Below are 24780 nucleotides of genomic sequence, written 5' to 3' on the forward strand. Positions count from 1 at the left end.
CGGAACAGGCCCGCTGAGTCGTAACTGTTACGAGCCGGGGACCCAAAGTAGTTCTGGGGTGAATCCGCGAACCATTGGTTCGCGGTAGGGCGTGCTTCCCGCCCGAATCCGTCAGCTAACCCGGTAGGCGGTATCGGAAGGAGAACATGCTCGTGCAGCGCCGTACCTGCCGTGGCCCAACCCTCGATCCCCCCGGCCCGTTCCGCCACCTGCCCCGGCTCGCCCGCATCGCGGTCCAGCCCGCGAAGGTAGCGCACTAGGCCCACTCCGACGACCGGCGACGCACACGCGTACGCGGTCGGTGGCACGAGGACGCGCGTGACCGGTAGGTGATCCGAAATCGCCCGGCAATTCCCGTGGCGAGTTCATCCGGTAACGCATTTCACCGCATCGCGGTGACGGTTCCGCACGCCCCGATCCGGACCCGACGGCTGGCGGTGAATCCGCCCCGCCGATAGCGCGTACCCCGGTCACGTACCCGGCCCCGGCAGAGACATCTCGCCATCCCGATTCATGTGCCCCCGATCGCAGATCGGCACATCTGCGGAGGATCTATATGAAGCATCGTCAGCAACTCCGACGCGTCGTGACCGCCAGCCCGTACCGGGCCGGCGCCGTCTCCGCCGCCGTTCTCGCCGTGGGTCTCACCACCGGCATCCTGCTCACCCAGGGCAACGGGTCCACCCCGCCGGCCAACGCCTCGACCATCGCGGTCGCGGAGAAGATGGGCGGCCAGGCCGGCGCCGAGGTCGCGCCCAGCCTGGTAACCCCGAGCCCGGCCACCCCGTCCCCGAGCGCCTCGACCTCGGCACCGGTTCCGGCGGCCCCGTCGTCGGCCCCGCCCACCGCCGCGAAGGCCGTGGCGACACCGACCAAGGCGGTCAAGAAGGCTCCCCCCGCGTCGAAGGTGCTCGACTACGACTACGAGGCGCAGATCAACGGCTGGTACTGCGGGCCGGCGGCCACCCGGATCGCCCTCACCGCCCGCGACCGTCAGCCGAGCCAGGACGACGTCGCCGCGGCCCTGGGCACCACGTTCAACGGGACCAACTCCGCCGACGACGTCACCCGTGGGCTGAACAGCCTGGCCAAGACCAACTTCTACACGAGCACGTTCATCCAGGGGTCCCCGTCCCCGGCCCAGATGGACCAGCTCCAGGCGGACGTCGTACACGCCGTCAGCAGCGGGTACGCGGTCGTCGCGAACATCGCCGGTTCGGCGACCGACACCGACGGCGGCTGGCACTCGTACGACGGTGGTCACTACCTCACCGTCGTCGGTTACCGCGACAGCGGACGGACCGTGCAGATCGCGGACCCGGCGTTCGTCAACGGGGTCAGCTCCTACTGGATGACCACGATCGACCTGGCCAACTGGATGGCCACCCGAGGCTACTCAGCCTGACCCGCCCTCCCCCCGGTCCCGGGTGCCGACCCAACCGGTCGGCACCCGAGGCTGTCCGTACCAGTGGGACGGTGGCCGCGTTGCCACAACCATCCACGTACGCGTGCGTTGACCCTGTCGTGACCATGGACCTCGCCAATCGGGCGGACACCGGCGACCGCAGGGTCCCGGCGGCCGGCGGTGCTCCCAGTCGCTACTCCGAGCCGGTCGCCACCGCGCGCCGGTACCCCGAACGAAAGGCACAGGTGGTGGCCATGGCCGGTCAGGTGTTCGCCCGATGAGCCGCGTCGACGAGCCGCTGACCCGCGCGGGAATCTGGGAGGCGGCGGCGATGACCATCGCCCAGCACGAGGACCGGGGTACGTCCTACGCTCCCGGCACCTGCGCCTGTTGCACCCCGGACGGCTGCGCGCAGTTGAGCTGGGCGATGGAGGTACGCGCCGGACGTGATCCGGAGTACCCGATCGGCAGCCCGGCCCCGCCAACCCTGAAGTCGATCAGCTGACGCCCCAGCCCGAAACTGCCCGATCATCGTGGCAGGAAATGTGATGCTCGTTCATGCGGCGAGCACGGAGACGTCGTACTTCCGAATCTCGGGGTCCCGGGTGATCAGGGTCAGATCTTCACAGCGAGCCTGGGCCACGAGCATCCGATCGAACGGATCACGATGGAACAGCGGAAGACGCCCAGCCGCGATGGCATGCTCGGACGTCACTGGGAGTTCGCGGAAACCGCTGGCGCGGATACGCTCAGGAAGATCGGCCGGCTCCTTGAGCTTGCCGATCGCCTGTTTGATGCAGACCTCCCAGACCGTGACCGGGCTGACATAGACATCCGGCTCGTGATCCAACTGAGCCTTGATCTCTTCCGCCAACGTCGGATCATCCGTCAACCACCAGATCACGACATGCGTGTCCAGGAGCAATCTCATCGCGGCATACCGAAGTCACCGGCGATGCCGTCGTTGACCTCGGCGGAGTCCCAGTCCTCTGTGGCGACCAGTTTTCCTCGTAGCGAACCGCGACCACTGCGGTCCACCCGGCGAGTCAGCGGGATGACCTTTGCGACCGGGTTGCCGGCACGGCTGATGATGATCTCCTCGCCGTGTTCGACCCGATCGATAATCCGTGACAGGTTCGTCTTCGCATCATGGATGTTGAACTGCATCGCCGCTTCGCCTGACATGTCGCCTCCTTAGCTAAGAGGTTAGTCCATCCCGCGTACTGCCGCTGCTAGCTGGTGAAGTCGCGGTTACCGACCGTCTGCCGCCTCGATGGCGAGCTTGGCGAACTCGTTCAGTCCGCCGTTCCACATGAAGTCGCTGGTCTGGGTCAGGGCGATGGCGACCAGGTCGGAGTGGGGATCGTTGAACCAGGTGGTGCCGTACCCGCCGTCCCAGCCGTAGCGGCCCGGTACGGGCGAGATCTCGTCCGGCTCGACCGCGACGGACATGCCCAGCCCCCACCCCCGGCCGCCGAGCAGCATCCCGCCGGTGGAGATCTGCTCCGGGGTCAGGTGGTTGGTGGTCATCAGGTCGACCGACGCCTCCGACAGCAGCCGCTCACCCCGGTGCACCCCCTTCGCCAGCAGCAGCCGGGCGAAGGCCAGGAAGTCGTCGGCGGTGGACAGCAGGCCGCTGGAGCCGGACGGGAAGACCGGCGGGCTGGACCACTCGCTCGGGGTGGAGACCGTACGCAGTTCCATCTTCCCGGTCTGGAAGTCCGTCATGTAGTGGCTGGGCAGCCGCCTGGTGTAGTCGGCGGGCAGCCAGAAGCCGGTCTCGGTCATGCCGAGCGGCTCGAAGATCCGGGCCCGGAAGAAGTCACCGAGCGGCTGTCCGGCGGCCCGCGCGACCAGGACACCCAGCACCAGCGTGCCGACGTTGTACTGCCACCGCTCGCCGGGCTGGTACATCAGCGGCAGCGAGGCGAACCGCCTGATCCACTCGTCCGGCTCGTGCGGCGTACGCGGATCCGGCTGTCCGAGGACGAGTTGCAGCTCGTGGACCGCCTTGTTGATCGGGAACGGTGGGTCGAAGCTCGGTTCGGTGATCGTGCCGAATCCGAGGCGGAAGGTCAGCAGGTCCTCCACCAGGATCGGACGGTCGGCCGGGACGGTCTCGTCGAGCGGCCCGTCGACCTGCTTGAGCACCCGGCGATCGGCCAACTCCGGCAACAGCCGGTCGACCGGCTCGTCCAGGCTCAGCCTGCCGTCCTCGACCAGCATCATCGTGGCCGCCGCGAGGACGGGCTTGGTCATCGACGCGATCCGGAACAGGGTGTCCCGCCGCATCGGCACGTCGCCGCCGAAGGCGGTGCACCCGATGGTCTCGACCCGTACGTCGTCGCCCTTGGCGACCAGGGTGACCAGGCCCGGCAGCTCCCCCTTGGCGACCCGCCCCGCCATGGCATCGCGCAGCCGGTCGAGTCCGGCCCGATCGAGTTCGCCTGTCATCTCACAACCTCCGATGCGTACGGTTCCACGAACGGGTCGAAGCAGCGTTCGGCGGATCGACATCCAATCGGGTCCATCTTCACCCTCGACACCGACAGTCGACGCCCCGACACATCGTGTCGAGCGCCCGGTGGTGGGTGGCATGCGATGGTGCGGGCGGGCGTTCCCGCTGTTCAGGGGCGGAGGGTGTGGGATTCGAACCCACGAAGAACATCGCTGCCCTTACCGGTTTTCAAGACCAGCGCCATCGGCCACTAGGCGAACCCTCCTTGGCCTCGGAAGCCGTACCCGGCGGTCCGTTGCCGTCGCCTAGTCTGCCATGAACCGGGCCTACCCAGACGCCATGGTCCACAGGACTGGACAGGACGACGGGTTTCGCCAGACTGGACACATGAAGGCGATCACTGTTCCGGAGCCGGGCGGACCCGAGGCACTGGTCTGGGCCGACGTGCCCGATCCCGAACTCGGTCCGGGCGAGGTGCTGATCGACGTACGCGCGACCGCCGTCAACCGCGCCGACGTACTGCAACGGCAGGGCAGGTACGAGCCGCCGAAGGACGGTTCGCCGTACCCGGGGTTGGAATGCTCCGGGGTGATCGGCGCGATCGCCCCCGACGTGACCGGGTGGCGGCTCGGCCAGGAGGTCTGTGCCCTGCTCACCGGCGGCGGCTACGCGCAGCGGGTGGTGGTCCCCGCCGGGCAGGTGCTGCCGGTGCCGGCGAACGTCGACCTCGTCGACGCGGCCGGCCTGCCCGAGGTGGCCTGCACGGTCTGGTCGAACCTGGTGCAGGTGGCCCGGCTCGGCGCGGGCGAGACGCTACTCGTCCACGGCGGTGGCAGCGGCATCGGCACCTTCGCCATCCAGTTCGGCACCGCCCTGGGCGCGAACGTGATCGTCACCGCCCGGGCCAGCAAACACGAACAGTTGCGCAAGCTCGGCGCCACCCACGTCATCGACTACACCGACCAGGACTTCGTCGAGGAGACCAGAGCCGCCACCGACGGGCGCGGTGCGGACGTGGTCCTGGACATCATGGGTGGGTCGTACCTGACCCGGAACGTGCAGGCGCTCGCCAACCACGGCCGGATCGTGGTGATCGGCCTACAGGGTGGCCGCAAGGGTGAGCTGAACGTGAGCACCCTGATGTCGAAGTACGGCTCGGTCCACGGGACCGTCCTCCGGTCCCGCCCGTCGGCGCAGAAGGCCGCCATCATACGGGGAGTGCGCGACGAGGTCTGGCCGCTGCTGGAGTCGGGCGTGATCCACCCCGTGGTGGACCGGCGACTGCCGATCACCGAGGCGGCGCAGGCGCACCGGATCCTGGAGGACAGCAACCACCTCGGCAAGGTGCTCCTCACGCTGGAGTGATCGCGGTGGGTCGCGCTGGGTTGGGGCGGGTCGGGGCGGATTGCCGCAGGTCGCGGCCGGCCCGGGACCGCCGCCGGCCCGTCCAAGGGGCATCCCCCGGCCGCAGACATACAACACCTTTCTCCTCTACATCAAAGATGATGTAGATACATCATCTTTGATGTACGAATCGAACTCGTTGTTTTGTCTGGCGGGACGACCGGCAAGAGGCCCGGCGGGACGACCGGCAAGAGGCCCGGCGGGACGACCGGCAAGAGGCCCGGCGGGACGACCGGCAAGAGGCCCGGCGGGACGGGTGCGCTAGGCCCGGGCGGAGCGGGGGAGCATCAGGCGGGCGCCGGGTCCCTCGGCGGCCAACTCGTCGCCGGGGTTGTAGAGGGTGCACCGCTGCAACGACAGGCACCCGCAGCCGATGCATCCGTTCAGGTCGTCGCGGAGTTTGGTGAGCATCCGGATCCGCTCGTCCAGCCGACCCTGCCAGCCGGCGGAGAGCCGGGTCCAGTCCGCGGTGGTCGGCGTACGCGAGTTGGGCAGCGAGTCGAGCGCGGCACGGATCTCCTCCAGCGAGATCCCGACCTGCTGCGAGATCCGGATGAACGCCACCCGGCGCAGTTCGCTGCGCTCGTACCGGCGCTGGTTTCCGCCCGTGCGTCCGGCCCGGATCAGCCCGAGCCGCTCGTAGTAGCGCAGCGCCGAGGGGGCCACGCCGGACCGGACGGCCAGATCGCCGATGGTCAATCCCTCCTGCACGATCACCCCTTGACTTGAAGTTAACTTCAACTCGCAGGCTAACCGCATGACAACGGCACCGACAACCAGCGCCGGGCTCGGCCCGCTGCTGCGCCGGCTCACCGGCGACGAGAAACACGGGCCCAGCGCGTTTTCGACCCTGGACGTGATCTGGGTGCTCTACGACCGCATCCTGCGGGTCGATCCCGACCGGCAGGACGCTCCCGAGCGAGACCGGTTCCTGCTCTCCAAGGGACACGGACCGGCCGCCTACTACGCCGTACTCGCCGCCAAGGGGTTCATTCCCGAAGCGTGGCTGGACGACCTCGCCGGGCCGGAGAGCCGACTCGGCCACCACCCGGACCGGCTGCTGGTGCCGGGGGTGGAGATCGGCAGCGGCTCACTCGGGCACGGCCTCGGACTGGGCGTGGGCAGCGCGCTCGGGCTGCGGGCCCAGGGCCTGACCCAACCCCGGGTGTACGTCCTGCTCGGCGACGCCGAACTGGACGAGGGCGCCAACCACGAGGCGATCGCGTACGCGGGTGCGACCGGGCTGTCGAACCTCACCGCGATCGTGATCGACAACCAGTCGGCGAGCCACGGGTGGTCGGGCGGGATCGCCAGCCGGTTCACCGTCAACGGCTGGACCGCCGCGGGCGTCGACGGGCGGGACCGGGACGCCATCGAGGCCGCCCTGCGCGGCCACCAACCCGATCGGCCGCACGTCGTGGTGGCCCGAGTCGAAGCGAAGGAAGGCTGACGAACATGTCCGGTACCGCAGTTCCGTGCACCATGCGGGAGACCTTCGTCAGCACGGCGACCGCGCTGCTCGCCGAAGCGCCGCGTACGGCCGTGGTGCTCGCCGACATCTCCGCCTCGGCGTTCGCCCCGGCCGCCCGAGCCCATCCCGACCGGGTGCTCAACGTCGGCATCCGCGAACAGTTGATGATCGGCGTCGCCGGTGGGCTCGCCCTGACCGGGCTGCGCCCGATCGTGCACTCGTACGCGACCTTCGCCGTGGACCGGGCGTACGAGCAGCTCAAGCTGGACCTGGACCATCAGGGCGTGGGCGCGGTGGTGGTCAGTGTCGGAGCGTCGTACGACGGTTCGAGCATGGGCCGGACGCACATGTCCCCGGCCGACGTGGCACTGATCGACACGCTCGGCGACTGGACCGTGCACGTACCCGGTCACCCGGACGAGGTCCCGGCGCTGCTGCGTACCGCGGTCGGCAACGACGATCCGGTCTACCTGCGGCTGTCCACCCAAACCAACAACCGCCCGTACGAGGACAACGGGGGCCGGCTCCGGGTGCTGCGACGGGGAAGCGCGCAGGGGGCGGTGGTGGTGGCGGTCGGGCCGATGCTCGATCCGACGATGCGGGCGGTCGCCGGACTGGACGTCACGGTCGCGTACACGAAAACGCCCCGCCCGTTCGACACGGCGGGGCTACGTTCGCTGGTCGGCACCAGGGGTACGGCGGAGGTGGTCCTGGTCGAGCCGTATCTCGCCGGTACGTCGAGCACTCCGGTCGGGCAGGCGCTGACCGACGTGAGCCATCGGTTGCTGGCCCTGGGCGTGGGCCGCACCGACCTTCGACGTTACGGCAGCCCGGCGGACCATGCCCGGTGGCACGGGCTGGATCCGGCAGGCCTGCACGCCTCGATCAGCGCTTTCCTGGGGTAGGGACGTTGCGGCGTCGGGCGCGTTCACGGCCGAGGATCCAGACCGCCTCGACGCCGTCCTTCCAGGTGATCTTCTTGCCCTCCTCGCGGCCCCGGGCGCGGTAGCTGATCGGCACCTCGTACGGGCGGATCTTGCGACGGAGCAGCTTGCCGGTGACCTCGGCCTCCATGCCGAACCCGCGCGACTTCACGTCGAGCGAACGGTAGAGCGCCACCGGCAGCAGCTTGAAACAGGTTTCCAGGTCGCCGATGTACGAGTTGAACAGGACATTGGCAGCGGTCGTGACGGCCTTGTTGCCCATCACGTACCAGAAGCTGTATGCGCTGTGGCTGCCGAATGTCCGATTTCCGTATACCACCGTGGCCCGCCCGTCGAGTACCGGGTCGAGCAGCTTCGGAATGTCCTGCGGGTCGTATTCGAGATCGGCGTCGAGCATCACCATGTACTCGCCGTCCGCGTGCGCGACCGCGGTCTTGATCGCGGCGCCCTTACCGGCGTTACGCGGGTGGGTGATCACCCGGAGCCGCGCGTCGTCCGCGCGACCGAGGATTTCGGCGGTGCCGTCGCGGCTGCCGTCGTCGACGACGAGCAGCTCGATCTCGCACGGGTAGTCGACCGCAAGTGCCTGTTTGAGGGCATCCGCGATGCGTTCTTCCTCGTTGTAAACCGGCATGAGGATCGATAGCTTCACAGGAGGTCTCCACGGTGCGGACGACGAATCGGCCCTAGCCTAGCTGGTCCCGCCGATTGGCAAAGTCCGGCGCTGTGCGTCGGTTGCCGGACCGCAGGCCATGTGGTGTTTACTTCCCGCCATGCCGGCTGCGTCGTCCGCGCTCGTGGTGGTGCCCCTCCTCGGGTACCTGTCCCTGCTGTACGCGGTGCGCCCGGCCACGGGTACCACCGTCGGACCGTACCGGTTGGCCGCCGTCCGGGCCGCGCTGGCCACCGGCGCCTACGCCGTACTCGCCGTGGAACTGCTCGGTGCGCTCGACGCGCTGACGCTTCCGGCGATCGCGCTCGCCTGGCTGATCTTCCTGGTCGCGGCGGTCGCCCTGGCCGTACTACGCCGTCGCCGCGAGGGGCCGGGTCGGTGGGCGCCGGTCCGCGACCGGTTCCGCTCCGCCTGGCGTACGGCGAGCCGGGGCGAAAAACTGCTCGCCGGTACGGTCGCCGGCCTGCTCCTGGTCGATCTCGTCGTCGCCCTGCTGGCCGAGCCGAACAACTTCGACTCCCAGACGTACCACCTGCCGAAGATCGAACACTGGGTGGCCCAGGGGTCGCTGGAGTTCTGGCCGACCGCCATCCACCGGCAGGTCACCATCCCGCCCGGCGCCGAATACCTGCTGCTGCACCTGCGCCTGTTCACCGGCGGCGACGGGCTCTACAACCTGGTCCAGTGGGCCGCCGGGGTGGGCTGCCTGCTGCTGGCCGCCCGGATCGCCGCCCAGCTCGGCGGCGGCCGGCGGGCCCAGCTCCTCACCGCGTTCCTGGTCGGGACCACCCCGATGGTCGTACTCCAGGCCACCAGCACCCAGACCGACCTGGTCACCGCCGCCTGGGTGGCCTGCCTGGCGACGCTGGTCCTCGACGGGCTGACCCGACGCGTCACCGCCGGTACGGCACTCGCCCTCGGTACGGCCACCGGGCTGATCGCGGTCACCAAGACGAGCGGGTTGCTCGGCGCCGGTCCGCTGCTCGTCCTGTGGGCGCTCGCCCAGCTCCGGCTCAGCCGGACCGGCGACCACCCCGGTCGGGGCCGGGCGGTGTGGTCCACCGGGCTCGCCTCGGTGGTGATCCTGCTGGTCGCGGCCGTGGTCACCGGACCGTTCCTGCTCCGGGTCACAGCCGAGTTCGGTAACCCGCTCGGGCCGCCCCGGTTGCGCGAGTCGATCCCGATGCAGCGGCACGACCCCGGCTCGATCCTGGTCAACGCCCTGCGGATCGGGCAGACCGCGCTGGACACACCGCTGAGCGCACTGACCGGCACCTCGGCGGGTGTGGTCGGCGACGCACCCGCCGAGGCGATCGAGGGCGGGGCGCGGCTGATCGGGGTGGACCCGCAGGACCGGGCGACCACGTTCGGCAAGACCACGTTCCCGGTCCAGGCGTGGTACCCGGACGAGGACCGGGTCGCGTTCCCCAGCGCCGGCGCGCTGGCGCTGATCGGCTGCGTGTTCGCGCTGGTCCGCCCGCGTCGGATCAGTCCGGACCGGCCGGGTGCGCTGCGGGCGTACGCGGTGACGGTGGCGGTGACCCTGCTGCTGCACAGCGCGATGATCAAGTGGCAGCCGTGGGGGAACCGACTACTGCTGTACGCGCTGGTGATGGCCGTGCCGCTGGCCGGGCTCTGGCTGGACGCGCTGCTGCGTGCGCGTACCCGGGACAGGACGACCACCGACCGACCGGGCCGGCGCTCGGTGGCGGTCGTCCTGGCGGTCGCCCTGCTCGCCGGCTCGGCGCTGGCCGGCGTGCTCGCCGTGTCGTACGGCTTCCCCCGCCGGCTCGTCGGCCACGGCTCGGTGTTCACCACCTCCGACTGGGACACCCGGTTCCTGCGGCGTCCACAGTGGGCGGACGAGTTCCGGTGGGCCGCCGACCGGGTACGGGCGACCGACGCGCGACGGATCGGCCTGGTGCAGCAGAACGACAACTGGGAGTACCCGTGGTGGTTGCTCCTGCGCGACGAGGACGGGGGTGCCGAACGCGATATCGTGGCGTTGCAGTCGGTGCTGCCCAAACGGCCACCGGCCAGCCCGTCCAGTGTGGACGCCATCGTCTGCACCGGGATCCGTGCCGACTGCACCCGGCTCGTACCGCCGGGTTGGCGGGTCGAGTTCCGCGACTACGTCGGCGTCGCCCTCCCGCCCGACCCCGGATGAGCCGGTGGATCAGCGGGGCGGTGGCAGCCAGACGGTGAACCGGGCACCGCCCTCGGGCGCGTGCCCGGCGTCGATCCGGCCGCCGAGCCGGCGGACCAGACCGGCGGCGAGCGCCAGTCCGAGCCCACTGCCGACCTTGCGTACGCCCCGGTAGCGCTGGTGCAGCGCACCCCGCTCGAAGGCCACCGCCAGGTCGTCGTCGGTGAAACCGGGCCCGCCGTCGCGTACCTCGATCACCCCGCCGCCGTCCGGGGCGACCGCCACGGCGAGCACCACCGGTGCACCCGGCGGTACCACCCGCAGCGCGTTCTCCAGCAGCCCGTCGACGACCTGCCGGATCCGTCCCGGATCGGTGTACGCCGACACCGGCCCGTCCGGCACCTCGGTACCGAGGTGCACCCCCAGGCCGGCGCACCGGGCTCCCCAGGTCTCGGCCGCGTCGGCGACCAGCCGGGCGAGGTCGACCGGAATCGGTTCGAGCGGAAAGTCGACCGCCTCCAGCCGGGCCAGCGCCAGCAGGTCGCTGACCAGCCGGTCCAGGTGTTCGGCCTCGGCGAGCATGGTCTGTCCGGCGCGCTGCGCCCCCTCCGGGCCGACCACCCCGTCGGCGATCGCCTCGGCGTAACCCCGGATCGCGGTCAGCGGCGTACGCAACTCGTGCGAGACCGAGAGCAGGAACTCGCGCTGCCGGCCCTCGCTGCCGGCCAGCGCGGCGGCGAGCTGGTTGAACGCGTACGCCAGGTCGGCCACCTCCTGCGGTGGCTCGACCGGCAACCGTACGGTCCGGTCACCGGAGCGCAGCCGCCCGGCGGCAACGGCCGCGTCGTGGATCGGCCGGGCCAGCCGGCGGGCGAGCAGCACACCGGCGACGACGCCAGCGGCGAGTCCGGCGAGCAGCGGTAACCAGAGGCTGCCGAGCACCGCCCAGGAGAGTCCGGTGGAGACCGGGCGGGCAAGCACCACCCCGTTGCCGCCGGGCAGGGTGCGTCCCTCGACCAGTGACGGAACACCGGCGACCGTACGGCGGCCGGAGAAGTTCCGCCCGGCACCTACCTGGTCGACCACCCGTGCCGGCAGACCCGGCCGGTCGGCCACCCCGGCCCGGATCAGGTACGCGTCGATGTCCTGGTTGCGCAACTGCCGGATGATCCGTTCCTCGTCGGCGGTACGGCCACGGTCGAGGCGCAGACGGAGGGTCTCGGCGGCCAACCGGGCCTGCGCGGAGAGCGCCTCCTTGGCTTGGCGCTGTGCCGCGTTGGCCGCCAACGGTCCGGCCACCGCGGCGGTGACCAGCACCGACGCCAGCGCCACCGCGCAACTGACCAGCACCGCACGGGCGGACAGGGTGCGTCCGACCCGCCACCAACGCGGCGGTGGCAGGTCGGACGGGACCTCGGCGGACGGGTGCGTGTGCGGGCCGTGCCGGTCAGTCGGCACAGGCGTACCCGACTCCCCGGTGGGTCCGGATCACGTCCGCACCGGCACCGAGCTTGGCGCGTACCTGCGCGACGTGCACGTCCACGGTCCGGGTGCCGGCGTGTGCCGCGTATCCCCAGACGGCGGCGAGCAGCTCGTCCCGGGTGAAGACCCGGCCGGGCCGGGCCATCAGGTGCGCGAGCAGGTCGAACTCGGTCGAGGTGAGCTGCACCGCGGCGCCCGCGACGGCCACCGTACGCCGGGCGGGGTCGAGGGTGACCGGCCCGGCGGCGCGCGGGCGTTCGGTCCGGTCCGGCGGCCCCGCCGCCCGGCGCAGTACGGCCCGGATCCGGGCGACCAGTTCCCGTGGGCTGAACGGCTTGGTCACGTAGTCGTCGGCGCCGAGTTCCAGCCCGACGATCCGGTCCGTCTCGTCGTCGCGGGCGGTGAGGAAGATGACCGGGGTCCAGTCCCCGTCCTCGCGCAACCGGCGGCAGACCTCGGTGCCCGCCAGTCCGGGCAGCGAGATGTCGAGTACGCAGGCGACCGGGCGCAGCCGTCGGGCGGCGGCGAGCCCGGCGGTGCCGTCCCGTTCGACGTGCACACCGAACCCGTCCCGGACCAGGTAGAGCCGGACCAGATCGGCGATGGCGGGCTCGTCCTCGACTACCAGGACGAGTCCACGAGCGGGTACGTCGTCCGTCACCCGACCATGATGGCCGACTCCGGTCCGGCCGGACATGGCGGCTCTGTTCGGGTTCTGTACGGATCCGGTACGGCGGTTAGTGCGGCGGGTCGACTCAGATCGCCACGGCCGGGCTGAACTTCGGTCGACGGGCCTCTTGCGGGCGCGCCGCCACCTGCGGTTCGGGTACGTCGGCGCCGAGGAACACGTGGTTGAGCAGGGCGTCGAGATGCACCACCGGCTGCCGCCGGCCGGCCCTGATCAGGTAGCGCTCCCGGACGCCGTCCACCGCGGTCGCGGTGAACTCCATGACGGGCAGCCGGGGGTCCGGAGCCCAACTGACGTTGTTGAGGTGCCGCAGGTCGGTGTTGAGGTGCAGGCTGAGCCGGTGCAGCAGGCGGCTCTGCTGGGTCACCACCAGCCGGTGGGCGGTGAGCAGGAGCAGGTGACCGCCGGACACCGGCGCGTCCGGTCGGATGCAGCGGGCGACCAGGACCGTGTGGTCGTCGGCGGCCACGCTCCGCCGGAAAACCGGCAGGTGCCTGCTCAGAATCGGCTCGGCCAACCCCGCCTCCGCCGCAGCCGGCAGGAACGTTCGGAAGAAGAGGTCCATGCGATATCCAACGAGACGTCACCTGGATCTGACGTGGCGCAGGCATGGATGAATGTGAAATTACAGAACTTCCACGATGGCAAGTCCACGCTCCGACGGCGCGTTGGACGCCCATAAGCGGACAAACAACTACAGCAGCTCCACGATCGTGGCGTTGGCCATGCCGCCGCCCTCGCACATCGTCTGCAGGCCGTACCGGATGCCGTTGTCCCTCATGTGCTGCAACATCGTGGTCATGATCCGGGCGCCCGAGCCGCCGAGCGGGTGGCCGAGGGCAATCGCGCCGCCGCGCGGGTTGAGCCGGTCCGGGTCGGCCTCGGTCTCGGCCAGCCAGGCCAGCGGCACCGGGGCGAATGCCTCGTTGACCTCGTACACCCCGATCTCCTCGATGCCCAGTCCGGCCCGGCGCAGCGCCTTCGCGGTGGCCGGAATCGGTCCGGTCAGCATGATCACCGGGTCGTCGGCGGCGACCACCGCGGTGTGGATCCGGGCCAACGGTCGCAGGCCGTGCTGACCGGCCCACTCCGAACTGGTCACCGCGAGCGCGGCGGCACCGTCCGAGATCTGCGACGCCGAACCGGCGGTGACCACACCGTCGGGCCGGAACGGGGTGGCCAGTTCGGCCAGCCGGGCCAGCGTGGTGTCCCGGCGGATGCCCTCGTCGGCGGCGACCTTGCCGCCGTCGGCCACCGGGACCGGGGCGATCTCCGGGTCGAACGCGCCCGCGTCCTGGGCGGCGGCCGCCTTCTCGTGACTGGCCAACGCGAACTCGTCGAGCTGGGTACGCGACAGCCGCCACCGCTGCGCCATCAACTCGGCCCCGACCCCCTGGTTGAACGGCACCGGATCCGAGGCGGCGAACCCGTCCACCCCCCGGTAGCGGGCCCGTACCTGGTCGCCGTACGGCAGCCCGTCGGTGCCGGAGGCGGGCACCTGGATACTGCTGCCCATCGGCACCCGGGTCATCGACTCCACCCCGCCGGCCACCACCAGCTCGGCCTGACCGGAGATCACCGCGGCGGCGGCGAAGTGCAGCGCCTGCTGGCTCGAACCGCACTGCCGGTCGAGCGTGGTGCCGGGCACCGACTCCGGCCAGCCCGCACCGAGTACGGCGTTGCGCCCCACGTTCCACGCCTGCTCGCCGACCTGGGAGACGCAGCCCCAGATCACGTCGTCCACATCAGCCGGATCCAGGCCGGTACGTTCGGCCAACGACCGCAGCACGTGCGCGGACAGGTCGACCGGATGGACCGTGGCCAGGCCGCCCCGGCGTCGCCCGACCGGGGTGCGTACCGCGCCGACGATGACCGCGTCTCTCATCACAACTCCCCGGTAACTTAGCCTGCTCCGATCGTACGCGGGCTGGATCCGTGCACCGCGATCCTGGCATCCTGGATCGGTGCACCCCGATCAGAGCGTGACGCCGACCCGGTGGCGGGTTCGCCCCTCCGTGCCCGTACTGAAGGTCACCGGGGCGGTGGTCCTGGTCGGGCTCGGCCTGCTGCTCGGTGGCGGGGACCCGGTGCCGATCGGGGTGACCGCGCTGGCCGCCGCCGGACTGCTCGGCTGGGCCGTACGCGACCTCGTCGCTCCGGAGAGGCTCGCCGTCGACCCGGCCGGGGTGACCGTGATCAGGGGATTCGCCGGTCGCCGGCACCTCGCCTGGACCCAGATCGAACGGATAGCGGTGGACAACCGGCCCCGCCTCGGTCTGCGTACGGACACCCTGGAACTCGACGCCGGTGACTCACTGCACTTCTTCAGCCGCCACGATCTCGGTGCCGAGCCGGGCGAGGTGGCCGAGGCCCTGCGCGCGGCCAAGTTCGGCGCCGGCCGGGGAGCCGCCGACCCCGCCTGATCCGGCGGGGTCGCGCCGACGTTGGTGGCCCACCTCGGGCCGCCGGTCGTCAGCCGAGCAGCAGTGAGGTCCGGAGCACGGTCAGACCGATCAGCGCGATCACGATCACCGCGCCACCGGTGGCCTGGAAGACGGACCGGCGCATTCGCGGGGCGTAGGCGAGCACCAGCGCCATCAGTGCGCCGATCACCAGGCCGCCGAGGTGGCCGGCGATCGAGATGCCGGGCACGGCGAAGGTGAAGACCAGGTTGACCACGAGGACCGGCACCACCGCCGAGGTGTCCCGACCCATCCGGCGCATGATGATGAACAGCGCGGCGAAGAGCCCGAAGATGGCGGTCGAGGCGCCCACGGTCTGGGCGTTGGGCGCGGAGAACAGGTACGCGGCCACGTTCCCGCCGAGCCCGGCGATCAGGTAGAGGGCGAGGAAGCGCAGCGGCCCGAGGGTCGCCTCCAGGGTGCGGCCGAGCATCCAGAGCGCCCACATGTTCAGCAGCAGGTGCACGATCCCGTAGTGCAGGAACATGGCCGTGAACAGGCGGTAGTACTCGTCGGCGGCGACTCCGTGCGGCGCGCCGAACGGCTGGTACGACGCGAAGCCCAGCACCGAGCCCCACCGGGTGAGCGGGGTCCCGCCGCCGAGCAGTCCGCCGAGCCCGCCACCGGCGACCGCGTCGCCGCCACCGGCCGACGCGATCGAGATCAGCATCAACAGCACGTTGAGGCCGATCAGGGTCTTGGTCACGTACCCGGCACGGCCGGCGGCACCGCCACCGAAGGCGGTACGCGCCGGCCGCTGGGTACGCCGGCCTTCCGAAACGCACTCCGGGCACTGGTGCCCGACCGATGCTTCCCGCATGCAATCAGGGCAGATCGGCCGGTCGCACCGGGTGCACCGGACCCAGGTCTCCCGACCCGGATGGCGATAGCAGACCGGGGTGGTCGGGGGCGACTCGCTCACGCGGCCACCTCACTGCGCTTACTCAACGCCCGCCACCTCGCTGCACTCGGGGTGCTCTCGCTCATGCAGGCAAAGGGTACCCCGGTCGGTGGTCAGTCGCCGATGCGCTCGATCTCCACCCGCTCGATCACCACGTCCTGACGGGGCCGGTCGGCCGGGTCGGTCGGGGTGTTGGCGATCGAGTCGACAACCTTCACCGAGTCGTCGTCGGCCACCTGGCCGAAGATCGTGTGCCGGTTGTTCAGGTGCGGGGTCGGGCCCACGGTGATGAAGAACTGCGAACCGTTGGTGCCCGGTCCGGCGTTCGCCATCGCGAGCAGGTACGGCCGGTCGAAGCGCAGCTCCGGGTGGAACTCGTCACCGAAGTTGTAACCGGGACCACCCCGGCCGGTGCCGGTCGGGTCGCCCATCTGGACCATGAAGCCGCTGATCACGCGGTGCGAGATGGTGCCGTCGTAGTACGGCCCGCTGCCCGGCTGCCCGGTGCGCGGGTCGGTGTACTCCTTCGTGCCCTCGGCGAGCTCGACGAAGTTGCGCACCGTCTTGGGCGCGTGGTTGGGGAAAAGTTCCAGCCGGATCGGACCGGCGTTGGTGTGCAGGGTGGCGTAAATGGCCTCGGCCACGGGGTACTCCTCGATCGTCGTGGACTTGCCGGCCGGGGGACGCAGACCGGCAGGCACGGGTCAGTTTCCATGCGGATCCTCCCATGTGCCCGTTCCGGCCGTGCGGAGGCATCCAAAGGTGGAGGATGACGGAGGAACAACCCGAGGAGGTGGAGACCGGTGTTTGGATTCGGGCGCCGCAAGTCCCACACGCAGCTCGTCCGTACCGAGCTGGGTGAGGGCTTCGGTCACATCAGGCAGGCTGCCGGCCACGCGGCGGAGGGTGTCGGCGCGACCGTCGGCCCCCGCGTACAGGTGGCCCGGAACTACCTCGCGCCGACCGCGACGAAGGTCGCGCAGACGGCAGCCGATGGTTGGGGATCGACCATGACCGCGATCGCGCCTCTCGCCGTGGCCGCGTTGGCCGGCGCCCGCCAGGCCGGCACGGGAGCCGGGCGGACGGGGACCAGGAACCTGACGGGATCTAAGAAGAAGATGATGAAAGCGATGCCGAAGAACAAGCGGAAGTCGACCACGTCACGTCGGCGCTGGACCCTGCTCACCGGGCTGCTCGCGGCCGGTGCGGTGGCCGGCGCGGTGGGGGCGGTCGCGATGCGCCGCCGGCACCAGGAGCACTGGGAGACGTACGAGCCGTTGCCCGCACCGGAGACGAGCCGCAGCGATGGTCGGGCGACCGCCGGTGGCGGCCTCAGCTCCAGCGCCGGTGGCGCCGGCCGACCCTCCGGTGAGAACGCCGCAGGGGCGACGAAGCCGAAGCCGGTCACGATCGAGAAGGTCCGGGACCGGACCGCGGTAGCCGGAGAGAAGATCTCCACTACCGCCGGTACGGCCACCGACGGTGCCAAGTCCGCCGCCAAGGCCGGGGCGAAGCCCGACGGGCTGCTCGGCACCGGACCGGCGGGCAACAGCCGGAGCTGACCCGCCAGCGGTCAGAGCCAGCGGTTGCGCCGGAACCAGCGGTAGAGCCCCAACGAGATCGCCACCATGAGGGCGGCCACCACCGGGTAGCCGTACTTCCACTGGGTCTCCGGCATGTACGCGAAGTTCATGCCGTACACACCGGCGATCGCGGTCCAGACGGCGGCGATACCGGCCCATGCGGCGATCTTGCGCATGTCGTTGTTCTGGTCGACGGTCACCTGGGCGAGTCGCGCCTGCAGGATCGAGTTGAGCAGGTCGTCGTACGAGTTGACCTGTTCGACGGTCCGGGTGAGGTGGTCCTGGACGTCCCGGAAGTAACGCCGGATCTCCTTGGGCACGTCCCGGTTGACCGTGCCGGTCAGCATCATCAGCGGCCGTTGCAGCGGGACGACGGCGCGCTTGAACTCGACCAGCTCACGCTTCATCTGGTAGATCCGCTGGATCCGGCCGTGTGCCTTGACCGAGAACACCTGGGCCTCCAGGGTGTCCAGGTCGGCCTCGACCTGGTCGGCGACCTCCAGGTAGAGGTCGACCACCCGGTCGGTGACCGCGTACGCCACCGCCCACGGTCCCTGTTCCAGCAGCTCCTTCTTGCCCTCCAGATCGGCCCGGACCGCGGCCAGCCGGCAGGCGTCACCGTGGCGGACGCTGATCACGAAGCGGGGGCCGATGAAGAGCATCACCTGGCCGGTCTCGACCACCTCGGAGGTCTCGGTCAGCTCGCCGTGCTTGACGTACCGGGCGGTGCGGAGCACCAGGAAGCTGACCTCGCCGAACCGTTCCAGCTTGGGGCGCTGTTCGGCCTTGACCGCGTCCTCGACGGCCAGCTCGTGCAGGCCGTACGTCTCGGCGATGCCCGCCATCTCCTCCTGACCCGGCTCGTGCAGCCCGAGCCAGACGAACGCGTTGGACTTGCTGCCGTCGGCGGAATTCTGCTCGGCGGCGGCCAGCGCGGAGGCGTAGTCCCATTCGCCGGGCTGGCGCACCCCGTCGACGTAGAGGCCGCAGTCGACCACGCCGGTTCGGACTCCGCCGGGCGAGGATGCGTGGTGCTGGCCGGGGTCGGCGTTGAGCCTGCGTCCCATCGCCCGGACCGGCTCTATCCAGGAGCGGGGCCGGACCCGGACCCGCCCGTCACTACCCGTCTGGTCCCGGTCGAGTCGCTCTGCCATGGGCCTGCCCGCCCCCCTCCGTGATTCTCGGTACGCGGCTTGCAGGCTACGCCGAGAGTCGCCGTACGCCGACCGCGCCGGGGAGGGGTCGGCGCCGGGTGGACCGACCGCGTCGGGGGGTAAGGTGCGGTCGGCCCACCCGGCGCCTTTGGGGGCGGGGGGCTATGCATTTGGGTCCTGCCGGTCGATCGCGGCAGGACCAGCACGGACAACGTCGTGGCTGGTGGCCGGGTCGAAACGCGACAGGCGCTCGCAGCATTGTGAGCCGTTTGCCGGTCCGGTGGGACCCCCGGACCGGCAAAGGCGAACTTCTGTCGGGTATCTGACAGTTCTTTAGTGGCCGACGCCGATTCTTTCTGATCAACGCCGGTTTCTTGCGTACCGCTTTCCGTGCTCAGTTCTGGCCGCGGACCTCGTCCACCGCGGCGGCCAGCCGGCGTACGCCCTCCTCGATCTGGTCGACCGTGACCGCCGAGTACGCCAACCGCAGCGCGTGGTGCCCGCCCTCGATCAGGAAGTCACTGCCCTTGACCACGGCGACCCCGCGCTCGGCCGCGGCCGGCGCCAGCCGGTCGACCCGCACGTCCGGGGGCAGCTCGATCCAGAGGAAGTAGCCGCCGTCCGGCTCGTAGAACCGGACACCCGGGATCTGGGCGCGCAGCGCCTCACCGAGCAGCCGGGCCCGCTCGCCGAGCGCGGTGCTGACCGTCTCGATCGAGCGGTCGATGTCACCGGAGACGCAGAACTGGTAGACGGTCGCCTGCGCGAACATGCCCGGCGAGATGTAGAGGTTGGTGGCCTTCTTGGCGATCTCGGCGATCAGCGCGGCCGGTCCGATCAGGTAACCGACCCGGACCCCGGGGCAGACCGTCTTGGTGAAGCTCGACGCGTGCACCACGACGTCGTGCTCGTCCAGGGAGAGCATCGAGGGGATCTGCTCACCCCGGAACCGGATGTCCGCGTACGGGTCGTCCTCGAAGATCGTGAAGCCGTACTCGGCCGCCAGGGCGAGCAGCGTGCGCCGCTTCTCCAGCGAAAGGGTCACCCCGGCCGGGTTCTGGTAGTTCGGAATGATGTGCGCGAGCTTCGGACGTACCCCGGACTCGAGCAGCTTGCCCAGCTCCTCGGTGTCGATGCCGTCCGGGTGGATGGTCACCGAGTGCAGGTCGCCGCCCTGCTGCTGCAGGTTGAGCAGGGTCCGGTCGTAGGTCGGCCGCTCCACCACCACCGAGTCGCCGGGCCGGACCAGGTGCTCGAAGAGGAACGCGTCGGCCTGCAACGAACCGTTGGTCACCAGCACCTGGTCCACCGCGACGCCGTGCTTGCGGGCGATCCACTCCCGCAGGGGCGGGTAGCCCAGCGACGTTCCGTAGGCGGTGACGCCGGCCGGGTCCGCGTCCAGCGCGCGTACGGCCGCGGCCTTCAGCCCTTCGATATCGATGATGTCCAGCGACGGAGCGCCACGGGCAAAGGAGATCAGCTGCTCGGCAGTCATGACTACCCAGCGTACGGGCGACCCCGGCCGCTCCGGCGGCGGCACGGCGATGTCCGAATCCTGGAAAACGGGACCGACTCCGTCCCAACCCGCGCGCCGAACCAGGGGTACGCGCACCGCCCGGACGTCGGTGCACCCCGGAATAGACCCTGTTCACAGCGCACATCCGGGAACTAATCTCGACCCGTGCCCACCGACCCCCTCCGGTGCGCCGGAGCCCTGATCGTCGACGACGACGGTCGGATCTTCTTCCAGCGCCGGTCCCCGCAGCGAAAGCTCTTCCCCGACACCTGGGACATCGTCGGCGGCCACCTGGAACCCGGCGAGGGGATCGAGGACGCGCTGTCGCGTGAGGTGACCGAGGAGACCGGCTGGACCGTCTCGGTGGTCCTCGGCCTGGTCGGTGAGTACACCTGGACCGGCAACGACGGGTTCACCCGGCTGGAGAGCGACTTCCTGGTACGCGTCGACGGTGACCTGACCCGCCCCCGGCTCGAGGTGGGCAAGCACACGGAGTTCCGCTGGCTGAACGAGCACGAGATGGAGGTGCTGGACGAGCACCGGCACGTCAACGACGGCATGATCCGCCGGATCGCCGAGGACGCGTTCGCCGCCCTGCACGCGATCGGCCTCTGAGAGGACGCGTTCGCCGCCCCGCACGCGATCGGCCGCTGACCGGTCCGACGGCTGCCCGGTCCGGCTGGAAACCGCCGTTCTGTCCCTCGGGGCTATCCTCCGTGCGGTAGTCGTTGTCACAAGGAGGATCCACTGATGATCGGATTAGTGCTCGCCGCAGGGGCCGGGCGCCGGCTGCGCCCGTACACGGACACCCTGCCCAAGGCGCTCATTCCGGTCGATGGTGGCACGACCATCCTCGACATCGCGCTGCACAACCTCGCCGAGGTCGGGCTGACCGAGGTGGTCGTCGTGGTCGGCTACGCCGCCTCCGAGGTACGCGACCGCCAGGCCGCCCTGGAGCAGCGCCACGGCGTACGGCTCACCCTGGTGCAGAACGACAAGGCCGAGGAGTGGAACAACGCGTACTCCCTCTGGCTGGCCCGGGACCACTTCGCCCAGGGGGCGTTGCTGGTCAACGGCGACACCGTGCACCCGGTGAGCGTGGAGCGGACCCTGCTGGCCAACCGTGGTCCGGGCATCCTGCTCGCCATCGACGACGTCAAGAAGCTGGCCGACGAGGAGATGAAGACCATCTTCGACGCCGACGGGCAGCTCACGAAGATCACCAAGCTGATGGACCCGGCCGACGCGTACGGGGAATACATCGGCGCCACCCTGATCGAGCCGGCCGCCGCGCCCGCCCTGGCCGAGGCGCTGGAGGCGACCTGGCGCCGGGACCCGAACCTCTACTACGAGGACGGCTACCAGGAGTACGCGAACCGGGGCGGTGAGGTGCGCGGCACCCCGATCGGTGACGTGGAGTGGGTCGAGGTCGACAACCTCGCCGACCTGACCCGGGCCCGTGAGATCACGAGCTGGCAGTGGGCGACCGGGTCCGGCACCGACGACCGGCCGACCGGCAGTTAGGGGAGTCGGGTGCCGCTGCTAGCCCGTACGGTCAACACGCCACTGATCATCGAGGTACGCCGGGGCGCGATCGCCGACCTCGGCCCCCTCCTCGCCGACCAGCGCATCTCCGCCGGTGGTGACGTGGCGGTGGTGGTCGGCCCGGGGCAGGGTGAACGGATCGTCGAACTGATCCGCCCCACCCTCGGTTCCGCCGACGTGTTCACCGTCGCCGGTGGCACCCTGGACGCCGCCCTCGAACTCGGCGACAAGCTCCGCGCCCGCTCGTACGACGCGGTTGTCGGCATCGGTGGCGGCAAGACCATCGACACCGCCAAGTACGCCGCCGCCCGGTACGGCATCCCGATGGTGTCGGTGGCGACCAGCCTCGCCAACGACGGGATCGCCTCCCCGATCGCCACCCTCGACCACGACGGGGGACGCCCGTCCTACGGGGCGCACATCCCGATCGCGGTCGTGGTCGACCTGGACTTCGTCGAGTCCGGCCCGGACCTGCACAACCGGGCCGGGATCGGGGAGCTGCTCAGCAACATCAGCGCGCTCGCCGACTGGGAGCTGGCCCGCGAGATGTGCGGTGAGCGGGTGGACGGGCTCGCCGCCACGCTGGCCCGTACCGGCGCCGAGGCGATCATCAACCATCCCGGCGACATGACCGACGACGGTTTTGTCACCATCCTCGCCGAGTCGTTGATCGCGAGCGGCCTGGCCATGGCGATCAGCGGCACCAGCCGGCCGTGCAGCGGCGGTTGCCACGAGATCATGCACGCGATGCACCTGCTCCGGCTCGGCACAGGTTCGCACGGCGAGCAGGTCGGTCTCGGCGGCCTCTTCTGCACCTTCCTCCGGGGTGACCTGCCCCGGTTCCGGCAGATGGCGAGCTGCCTGCACCGCCACGGCCTGCCGATCCTGCCGGCCGATCTCGCGCTGACCGACGACCAGTTCGTCGATGTGGTGCTGCACGCTCCCCGGACCCGACCGGACCGCTACACGATCATCGAGCACCTCGACCTGTCGCCGGACGGGATCCGCGACCGGCTGGCAGACTACGCCGATGCCCTCCGTGACCACCTCCGCTGAGCCGTTCCGTCCGACCACCGCCGACTTCTACCGGGTGAACCGGGGCGGCGGCCTGTTCAGCGAGGCGTTCAGCCAGCGCCTCGGTGCCGGCTTCGCGCTGCTCGCGTACCGCCTGGGGTTGAGCCCGACCGCGTTGACCATGGGCAACCTGGTGCTCGGGCTGGCCGCCTCGGTCGCCGTGGTGGCGCTGGCCGGGCCGGTCGCCGACGGGGACGTACCGGCCTGGGTGGTCGGGCTGATCGCGCTGGTCGGCTGGCAGGTCGCGTACGCCCTGGACTGTGCCGACGGGCAGCTCGCCCGGGTCACCGGGCGGGGCAGCCCGGCCGGTGCGCGGGTCGACATCCTCTGTGACGTGGCGGCCCAGATCGCCCTGGTGACGGCGCTCGGGGCGACCGCGGTGGCGCAGCGCCCGAGCACCCCGGTCTGGCTGGTGGCGGCGTTCGCCGGGACCTGGATGGTCAACCTGGTCACCTCGGTGATGCAGGCCGGTCCGAACCACGCCAGCATGGTCACCTCGACCAGCCTGCCGGTACGCCTGGCCAAGCTGATCCGCGACTACGGGGCGGTGATCTTCGTGGCCGCCCTGGTCCTGATCCTCGTCCCGGCCGCCACGATCTGGATCATCGCGGCCTTCACCGTGGTCAACGGGGGCTTCCTGCTCGCCAGCATCGCCTTCTCCGCCCGCGCCTCCCTCCGCTGAGGGCCTACCCGGCGAGGGACTTGTAGGTGTCGAGGAGTTGGGTGGTGACCACCTCGGGGCGGAAGGTGGCGAGGTAGCGGGTGCGGGCCAGGGGGGCGAGCGCGGGCGCGGCGGCGCGGGCGGTGGGCAGGGCGGCGGCCAGGGAGGTCGCCTCCGCCGGCACCACCCAGCCGGCGGCGGTCGGCGGATGGTCCATCCCGATCAGGTACGGCACCCCGCCGAGCGCCGTACCGAGCACCGGGCGGCCGGCGGCGAGCGCCTCGATCACCACCGTCGGCAGTACGTCGTGCCAGGTCGGTACGGCCACCACCACCGCGGCTGCCCGTACGGCGGCCCACACTCCGGCGCGGTCCAGCGGGCCGAGGTACTCGACGTCGGTACGTTCCCGGGCCGCCGCCTCGGCCAGTGGGCGCAGCTCACCGTCCCCGGCGATCCGGAGCGGGCCGAGGGACCCGTCGGGGTGCTGCCGCCAGGCCTGGAGCAGCAGGTCGAGACCCTTCTCCGGGGAGAGCCGACCGAAGAAGAGGAAACCGTCGCCGAGCGGGGCCGGCTCGCCCGGATCGGGGATCGCGTTCGGCTTGATCACGATCCGGTCGTCCGGGATGCCGTACTCGCGCAGGTGGTCGGCGACGGCTGAGGTGAGGGCGATGAACCTGTCGACCGAACGCCAGGTCGGCCGGTGGACCGCGAGCGTGGTCGCCATCAGCGCGCTCTGCGCCCGGGAGCCCCGGTAGCAGCGGTGCACGATCGCCGGCACGCCGAGCGCCCGTCCTCGACAGTCGTGGCAGATGTGCCCGTCCCGGAAGTACAGCCCGGAGGAGCAGACCTGCCGGTAGTTGTGCACCGTCTGGACCACCGGCACACCGTGCCGGTGCGCGGTCCGCACCACCCAGGGTGACAGGAGGGGGTACGGATTGTGCAGGTGCAGTACGTCCGGCCGCTCGGTCTCGATCAACCGGCTCAGATCCTGCTGCGCCTGGGGCGCGTAGATGGGCGAGATCGGCAACAACACCTTCGCGCTCTTGGGCATCGCCGGGATCTCGTCCGAGCTGCGCAGGAACGGCAGCACGTCGACCCCAGCCCCGGTGAGCTGGGCGATCTCCAGATCGACCATGGTGTTCTCGCCCGACGGCTGAGCTTCTCGATACCGGTTGTGCGCTACGACCACCTTCACGCGACTAGAGGCTACCGT

At 70.6% G+C, this 24780-nt stretch carries 27 protein-coding genes, 1 tRNA gene and 1 riboswitch; of the genes, 13 read left to right on the plus strand and 15 right to left on the minus strand.

The window, feature by feature from the left end:
- The first annotated feature begins 1 nt into the window (after position 1).
- Positions 2-145, plus strand: a riboswitch (cyclic di-AMP (ydaO/yuaA leader).
- 411 nt (positions 146-556) lie between these two features.
- From OIE47_RS12965 to OIE47_RS12975, 3 genes are all read left to right on the plus strand, one after another.
- Entirely contained in the window at positions 557-1405 is an 849-nt protein-coding gene (locus OIE47_RS12965; RefSeq protein WP_326561740.1) for a C39 family peptidase, read from the plus strand.
- Positions 1406-1530: 125 nt separating this feature from the next.
- Positions 1531-1686 (plus strand): hypothetical protein, encoded by a 156-nt coding sequence (locus tag OIE47_RS12970; RefSeq protein WP_326561741.1) that lies wholly within the window; start codon positions 1531-1533, stop codon positions 1684-1686.
- The gene (locus tag OIE47_RS12975; protein WP_326561742.1) at positions 1683-1910 is read left to right on the plus strand and encodes a hypothetical protein; all 228 of its coding nucleotides are present in this window, start codon (positions 1683-1685) and stop codon (positions 1908-1910) included. The genes OIE47_RS12970 and OIE47_RS12975 overlap by 4 nt, the downstream gene beginning before the upstream one ends.
- Before the next feature lie 51 nt (positions 1911-1961).
- Here OIE47_RS12975 and OIE47_RS12980 read toward each other — a convergent pair whose 3' ends face one another.
- The 4 genes from OIE47_RS12980 to OIE47_RS12995 form a co-directional block, all read right to left on the minus strand.
- On the minus strand, positions 1962-2336 hold the full coding sequence (locus OIE47_RS12980) for a type II toxin-antitoxin system VapC family toxin (RefSeq protein ID WP_326561743.1): 375 nt from the start codon (positions 2334-2336) through the stop codon (positions 1962-1964).
- A complete protein-coding gene (locus tag OIE47_RS12985) occupies positions 2333-2590 on the minus strand; it encodes a type II toxin-antitoxin system Phd/YefM family antitoxin (protein ID WP_326561744.1) in 258 nt (85 codons plus the stop codon). Before OIE47_RS12985 ends, OIE47_RS12980 begins: the two co-directional genes overlap by 4 nt.
- A gap of 66 nt (positions 2591-2656) precedes the next feature.
- A complete protein-coding gene (locus tag OIE47_RS12990; protein WP_326561745.1) occupies positions 2657-3859 on the minus strand; it encodes a serine hydrolase domain-containing protein in 1203 nt (400 codons plus the stop codon).
- A 180-nt stretch (positions 3860-4039) separates the two neighbouring features.
- Positions 4040-4128: transfer RNA gene (locus OIE47_RS12995), tRNA-Ser, on the minus strand.
- A 122-nt stretch (positions 4129-4250) separates the two neighbouring features.
- Here OIE47_RS12995 and OIE47_RS13000 point away from each other — a divergent pair.
- Positions 4251-5228, plus strand: a complete 978-nt coding sequence (locus tag OIE47_RS13000; RefSeq protein WP_326561746.1) for an NAD(P)H-quinone oxidoreductase — start codon at positions 4251-4253, stop codon at positions 5226-5228.
- 300 nt (positions 5229-5528) lie between these two features.
- On the opposite strand, the gene soxR is transcribed toward OIE47_RS13000, so the two are convergent.
- The gene (soxR, locus tag OIE47_RS13005; RefSeq protein WP_326561747.1) at positions 5529-5978 is read right to left on the minus strand and encodes a redox-sensitive transcriptional activator SoxR; all 450 of its coding nucleotides are present in this window, start codon (positions 5976-5978) and stop codon (positions 5529-5531) included.
- Between the two features lie 46 nt (positions 5979-6024).
- Between soxR and OIE47_RS13010 the strand changes: the two genes are divergently transcribed.
- Both OIE47_RS13010 and OIE47_RS13015 read left to right on the plus strand, forming a co-directional pair.
- Positions 6025-6717, plus strand: a complete 693-nt coding sequence (locus tag OIE47_RS13010; protein WP_326561748.1) for a transketolase — start codon at positions 6025-6027, stop codon at positions 6715-6717.
- Between the two features lie 32 nt (positions 6718-6749).
- The gene (locus OIE47_RS13015) at positions 6750-7643 is read left to right on the plus strand and encodes a transketolase family protein (protein WP_326563081.1); all 894 of its coding nucleotides are present in this window, start codon (positions 6750-6752) and stop codon (positions 7641-7643) included.
- On the opposite strand, the gene OIE47_RS13020 is transcribed toward OIE47_RS13015, so the two are convergent.
- Complete coding sequence (locus OIE47_RS13020; protein ID WP_326561749.1) at positions 7624-8334, minus strand: glycosyltransferase family 2 protein; 711 nt, start codon at positions 8332-8334, stop codon at positions 7624-7626. The genes OIE47_RS13015 and OIE47_RS13020 overlap by 20 nt on opposite strands.
- A gap of 121 nt (positions 8335-8455) precedes the next feature.
- Between OIE47_RS13020 and OIE47_RS13025 the strand changes: the two genes are divergently transcribed.
- Positions 8456-10522 carry a hypothetical protein gene (locus OIE47_RS13025; protein WP_326561750.1) on the plus strand — a complete coding sequence of 689 codons (2067 nt, stop codon included), beginning with the start codon at positions 8456-8458 and terminating at the stop codon, positions 10520-10522.
- Positions 10523-10531: 9 nt separating this feature from the next.
- On the opposite strand, the gene OIE47_RS13030 is transcribed toward OIE47_RS13025, so the two are convergent.
- From OIE47_RS13030 to OIE47_RS13045, 4 genes are all read right to left on the minus strand, one after another.
- Positions 10532-11959, minus strand: coding sequence for a sensor histidine kinase (locus OIE47_RS13030; RefSeq protein WP_442792086.1), 1428 nt, complete (start codon positions 11957-11959; stop codon positions 10532-10534).
- Entirely contained in the window at positions 11949-12644 is a 696-nt protein-coding gene (locus tag OIE47_RS13035) for a response regulator transcription factor (RefSeq protein ID WP_326561751.1), read from the minus strand. Before OIE47_RS13035 ends, OIE47_RS13030 begins: the two co-directional genes overlap by 11 nt.
- Before the next feature lie 94 nt (positions 12645-12738).
- On the minus strand, positions 12739-13236 hold the full coding sequence (locus OIE47_RS13040) for a hypothetical protein (protein ID WP_326561752.1): 498 nt from the start codon (positions 13234-13236) through the stop codon (positions 12739-12741).
- 129 nt (positions 13237-13365) lie between these two features.
- On the minus strand, positions 13366-14556 hold the full coding sequence (locus OIE47_RS13045) for a thiolase family protein (protein WP_326561753.1): 1191 nt from the start codon (positions 14554-14556) through the stop codon (positions 13366-13368).
- Between the two features lie 79 nt (positions 14557-14635).
- Here OIE47_RS13045 and OIE47_RS13050 point away from each other — a divergent pair, with 79 nt between their 5' ends.
- Positions 14636-15094, plus strand: coding sequence for a PH domain-containing protein (locus tag OIE47_RS13050; RefSeq protein ID WP_326561754.1), 459 nt, complete (start codon positions 14636-14638; stop codon positions 15092-15094).
- Positions 15095-15143: 49 nt separating this feature from the next.
- Here the strand turns inward: OIE47_RS13050 and OIE47_RS13055 are convergent, their stop codons facing one another.
- Together OIE47_RS13055 and OIE47_RS13060 are read right to left on the minus strand one after the other, a co-directional pair.
- A complete protein-coding gene (locus OIE47_RS13055; RefSeq protein ID WP_326561755.1) occupies positions 15144-16055 on the minus strand; it encodes a rhomboid family intramembrane serine protease in 912 nt (303 codons plus the stop codon).
- Positions 16056-16147: 92 nt separating this feature from the next.
- Positions 16148-16678, minus strand: a complete 531-nt coding sequence (locus OIE47_RS13060; RefSeq protein ID WP_326561756.1) for a peptidylprolyl isomerase — start codon at positions 16676-16678, stop codon at positions 16148-16150.
- Between the two features lie 159 nt (positions 16679-16837).
- On the opposite strand from OIE47_RS13060, the gene OIE47_RS13065 reads away from it, so the two are divergent.
- Positions 16838-17596 carry a hypothetical protein gene (locus tag OIE47_RS13065; RefSeq protein WP_326561757.1) on the plus strand — a complete coding sequence of 253 codons (759 nt, stop codon included), beginning with the start codon at positions 16838-16840 and terminating at the stop codon, positions 17594-17596.
- Between the two features lie 11 nt (positions 17597-17607).
- Here the strand turns inward: OIE47_RS13065 and corA are convergent, their stop codons facing one another.
- A complete protein-coding gene (gene corA / locus OIE47_RS13070) occupies positions 17608-18771 on the minus strand; it encodes a magnesium/cobalt transporter CorA (protein ID WP_326561758.1) in 1164 nt (387 codons plus the stop codon).
- A gap of 394 nt (positions 18772-19165) precedes the next feature.
- Complete coding sequence (locus OIE47_RS13075; protein ID WP_326561759.1) at positions 19166-20266, minus strand: aminotransferase-like domain-containing protein; 1101 nt, start codon at positions 20264-20266, stop codon at positions 19166-19168.
- Positions 20267-20452: 186 nt separating this feature from the next.
- Here OIE47_RS13075 and OIE47_RS13080 point away from each other — a divergent pair, with 186 nt between their 5' ends.
- The 4 genes from OIE47_RS13080 to OIE47_RS13095 all read left to right on the plus strand — a co-directional run bounded on the left by OIE47_RS13080 (position 20453) and on the right by OIE47_RS13095 (position 23588).
- Positions 20453-20902, plus strand: a complete 450-nt coding sequence (locus tag OIE47_RS13080) for an NUDIX hydrolase (protein WP_326561760.1) — start codon at positions 20453-20455, stop codon at positions 20900-20902.
- 135 nt (positions 20903-21037) lie between these two features.
- Complete coding sequence (locus OIE47_RS13085) at positions 21038-21811, plus strand: phosphocholine cytidylyltransferase family protein (RefSeq protein WP_326561761.1); 774 nt, start codon at positions 21038-21040, stop codon at positions 21809-21811.
- A gap of 9 nt (positions 21812-21820) precedes the next feature.
- Positions 21821-22888: an iron-containing alcohol dehydrogenase family protein gene (locus tag OIE47_RS13090; RefSeq protein WP_326561762.1), complete on the plus strand. Its 1068-nt coding sequence runs from the start codon at positions 21821-21823 to the stop codon at positions 22886-22888.
- Positions 22872-23588 carry a CDP-alcohol phosphatidyltransferase family protein gene (locus tag OIE47_RS13095; protein ID WP_326563083.1) on the plus strand — a complete coding sequence of 239 codons (717 nt, stop codon included), beginning with the start codon at positions 22872-22874 and terminating at the stop codon, positions 23586-23588. Before OIE47_RS13090 ends, OIE47_RS13095 begins: the two co-directional genes overlap by 17 nt.
- A gap of 4 nt (positions 23589-23592) precedes the next feature.
- On the opposite strand, the gene OIE47_RS13100 is transcribed toward OIE47_RS13095, so the two are convergent.
- Positions 23593-24762 carry a glycosyltransferase gene (locus OIE47_RS13100; protein ID WP_326561763.1) on the minus strand — a complete coding sequence of 390 codons (1170 nt, stop codon included), beginning with the start codon at positions 24760-24762 and terminating at the stop codon, positions 23593-23595.
- Between the last annotated feature and the right edge of the window lie 18 nt (positions 24763-24780).

This window comes from Micromonospora sp. NBC_01796, assembly GCF_035917455.1.
In the GTDB taxonomy this organism is placed as follows: Bacteria; Actinomycetota; Actinomycetes; order Mycobacteriales; family Micromonosporaceae; genus Micromonospora_G.

What these genes read in the sequence shown, in the direction of transcription:
- OIE47_RS13015 (WP_326563081.1), top strand. Translation starts at nt 6,750, where the DNA reads ATGCGGGAGACCTTCGTCAGCACGGCGACCGCGCTGCTCGCCGAAGCG.
- OIE47_RS13025 (WP_326561750.1), top strand. Translation starts at nt 8,456, where the DNA reads ATGCCGGCTGCGTCGTCCGCGCTCGTGGTGGTGCCCCTCCTCGGGTAC.
- OIE47_RS12990 (WP_326561745.1), bottom strand. Translation starts at nt 3,859, where the DNA reads ATGACAGGCGAACTCGATCGGGCCGGACTCGACCGGCTGCGCGATGCC.
- OIE47_RS12975 (WP_326561742.1), top strand. Translation starts at nt 1,683, where the DNA reads ATGAGCCGCGTCGACGAGCCGCTGACCCGCGCGGGAATCTGGGAGGCG.
- corA (WP_326561758.1), bottom strand. Translation starts at nt 18,771, where the DNA reads ATGGCAGAGCGACTCGACCGGGACCAGACGGGTAGTGACGGGCGGGTC.
- OIE47_RS13000 (WP_326561746.1), top strand. Translation starts at nt 4,251, where the DNA reads ATGAAGGCGATCACTGTTCCGGAGCCGGGCGGACCCGAGGCACTGGTC.
- OIE47_RS13010 (WP_326561748.1), top strand. Translation starts at nt 6,025, where the DNA reads ATGACAACGGCACCGACAACCAGCGCCGGGCTCGGCCCGCTGCTGCGC.
- OIE47_RS13045 (WP_326561753.1), bottom strand. Translation starts at nt 14,556, where the DNA reads ATGAGAGACGCGGTCATCGTCGGCGCGGTACGCACCCCGGTCGGGCGA.
- OIE47_RS13085 (WP_326561761.1), top strand. Translation starts at nt 21,038, where the DNA reads ATGATCGGATTAGTGCTCGCCGCAGGGGCCGGGCGCCGGCTGCGCCCG.
- OIE47_RS12965 (WP_326561740.1), top strand. Translation starts at nt 557, where the DNA reads ATGAAGCATCGTCAGCAACTCCGACGCGTCGTGACCGCCAGCCCGTAC.
- OIE47_RS13040 (WP_326561752.1), bottom strand. Translation starts at nt 13,236, where the DNA reads ATGGACCTCTTCTTCCGAACGTTCCTGCCGGCTGCGGCGGAGGCGGGG.
- OIE47_RS13075 (WP_326561759.1), bottom strand. Translation starts at nt 20,266, where the DNA reads ATGACTGCCGAGCAGCTGATCTCCTTTGCCCGTGGCGCTCCGTCGCTG.
- OIE47_RS12980 (WP_326561743.1), bottom strand. Translation starts at nt 2,336, where the DNA reads ATGAGATTGCTCCTGGACACGCATGTCGTGATCTGGTGGTTGACGGAT.
- OIE47_RS12970 (WP_326561741.1), top strand. Translation starts at nt 1,531, where the DNA reads ATGGACCTCGCCAATCGGGCGGACACCGGCGACCGCAGGGTCCCGGCG.
- OIE47_RS12985 (WP_326561744.1), bottom strand. Translation starts at nt 2,590, where the DNA reads ATGTCAGGCGAAGCGGCGATGCAGTTCAACATCCATGATGCGAAGACG.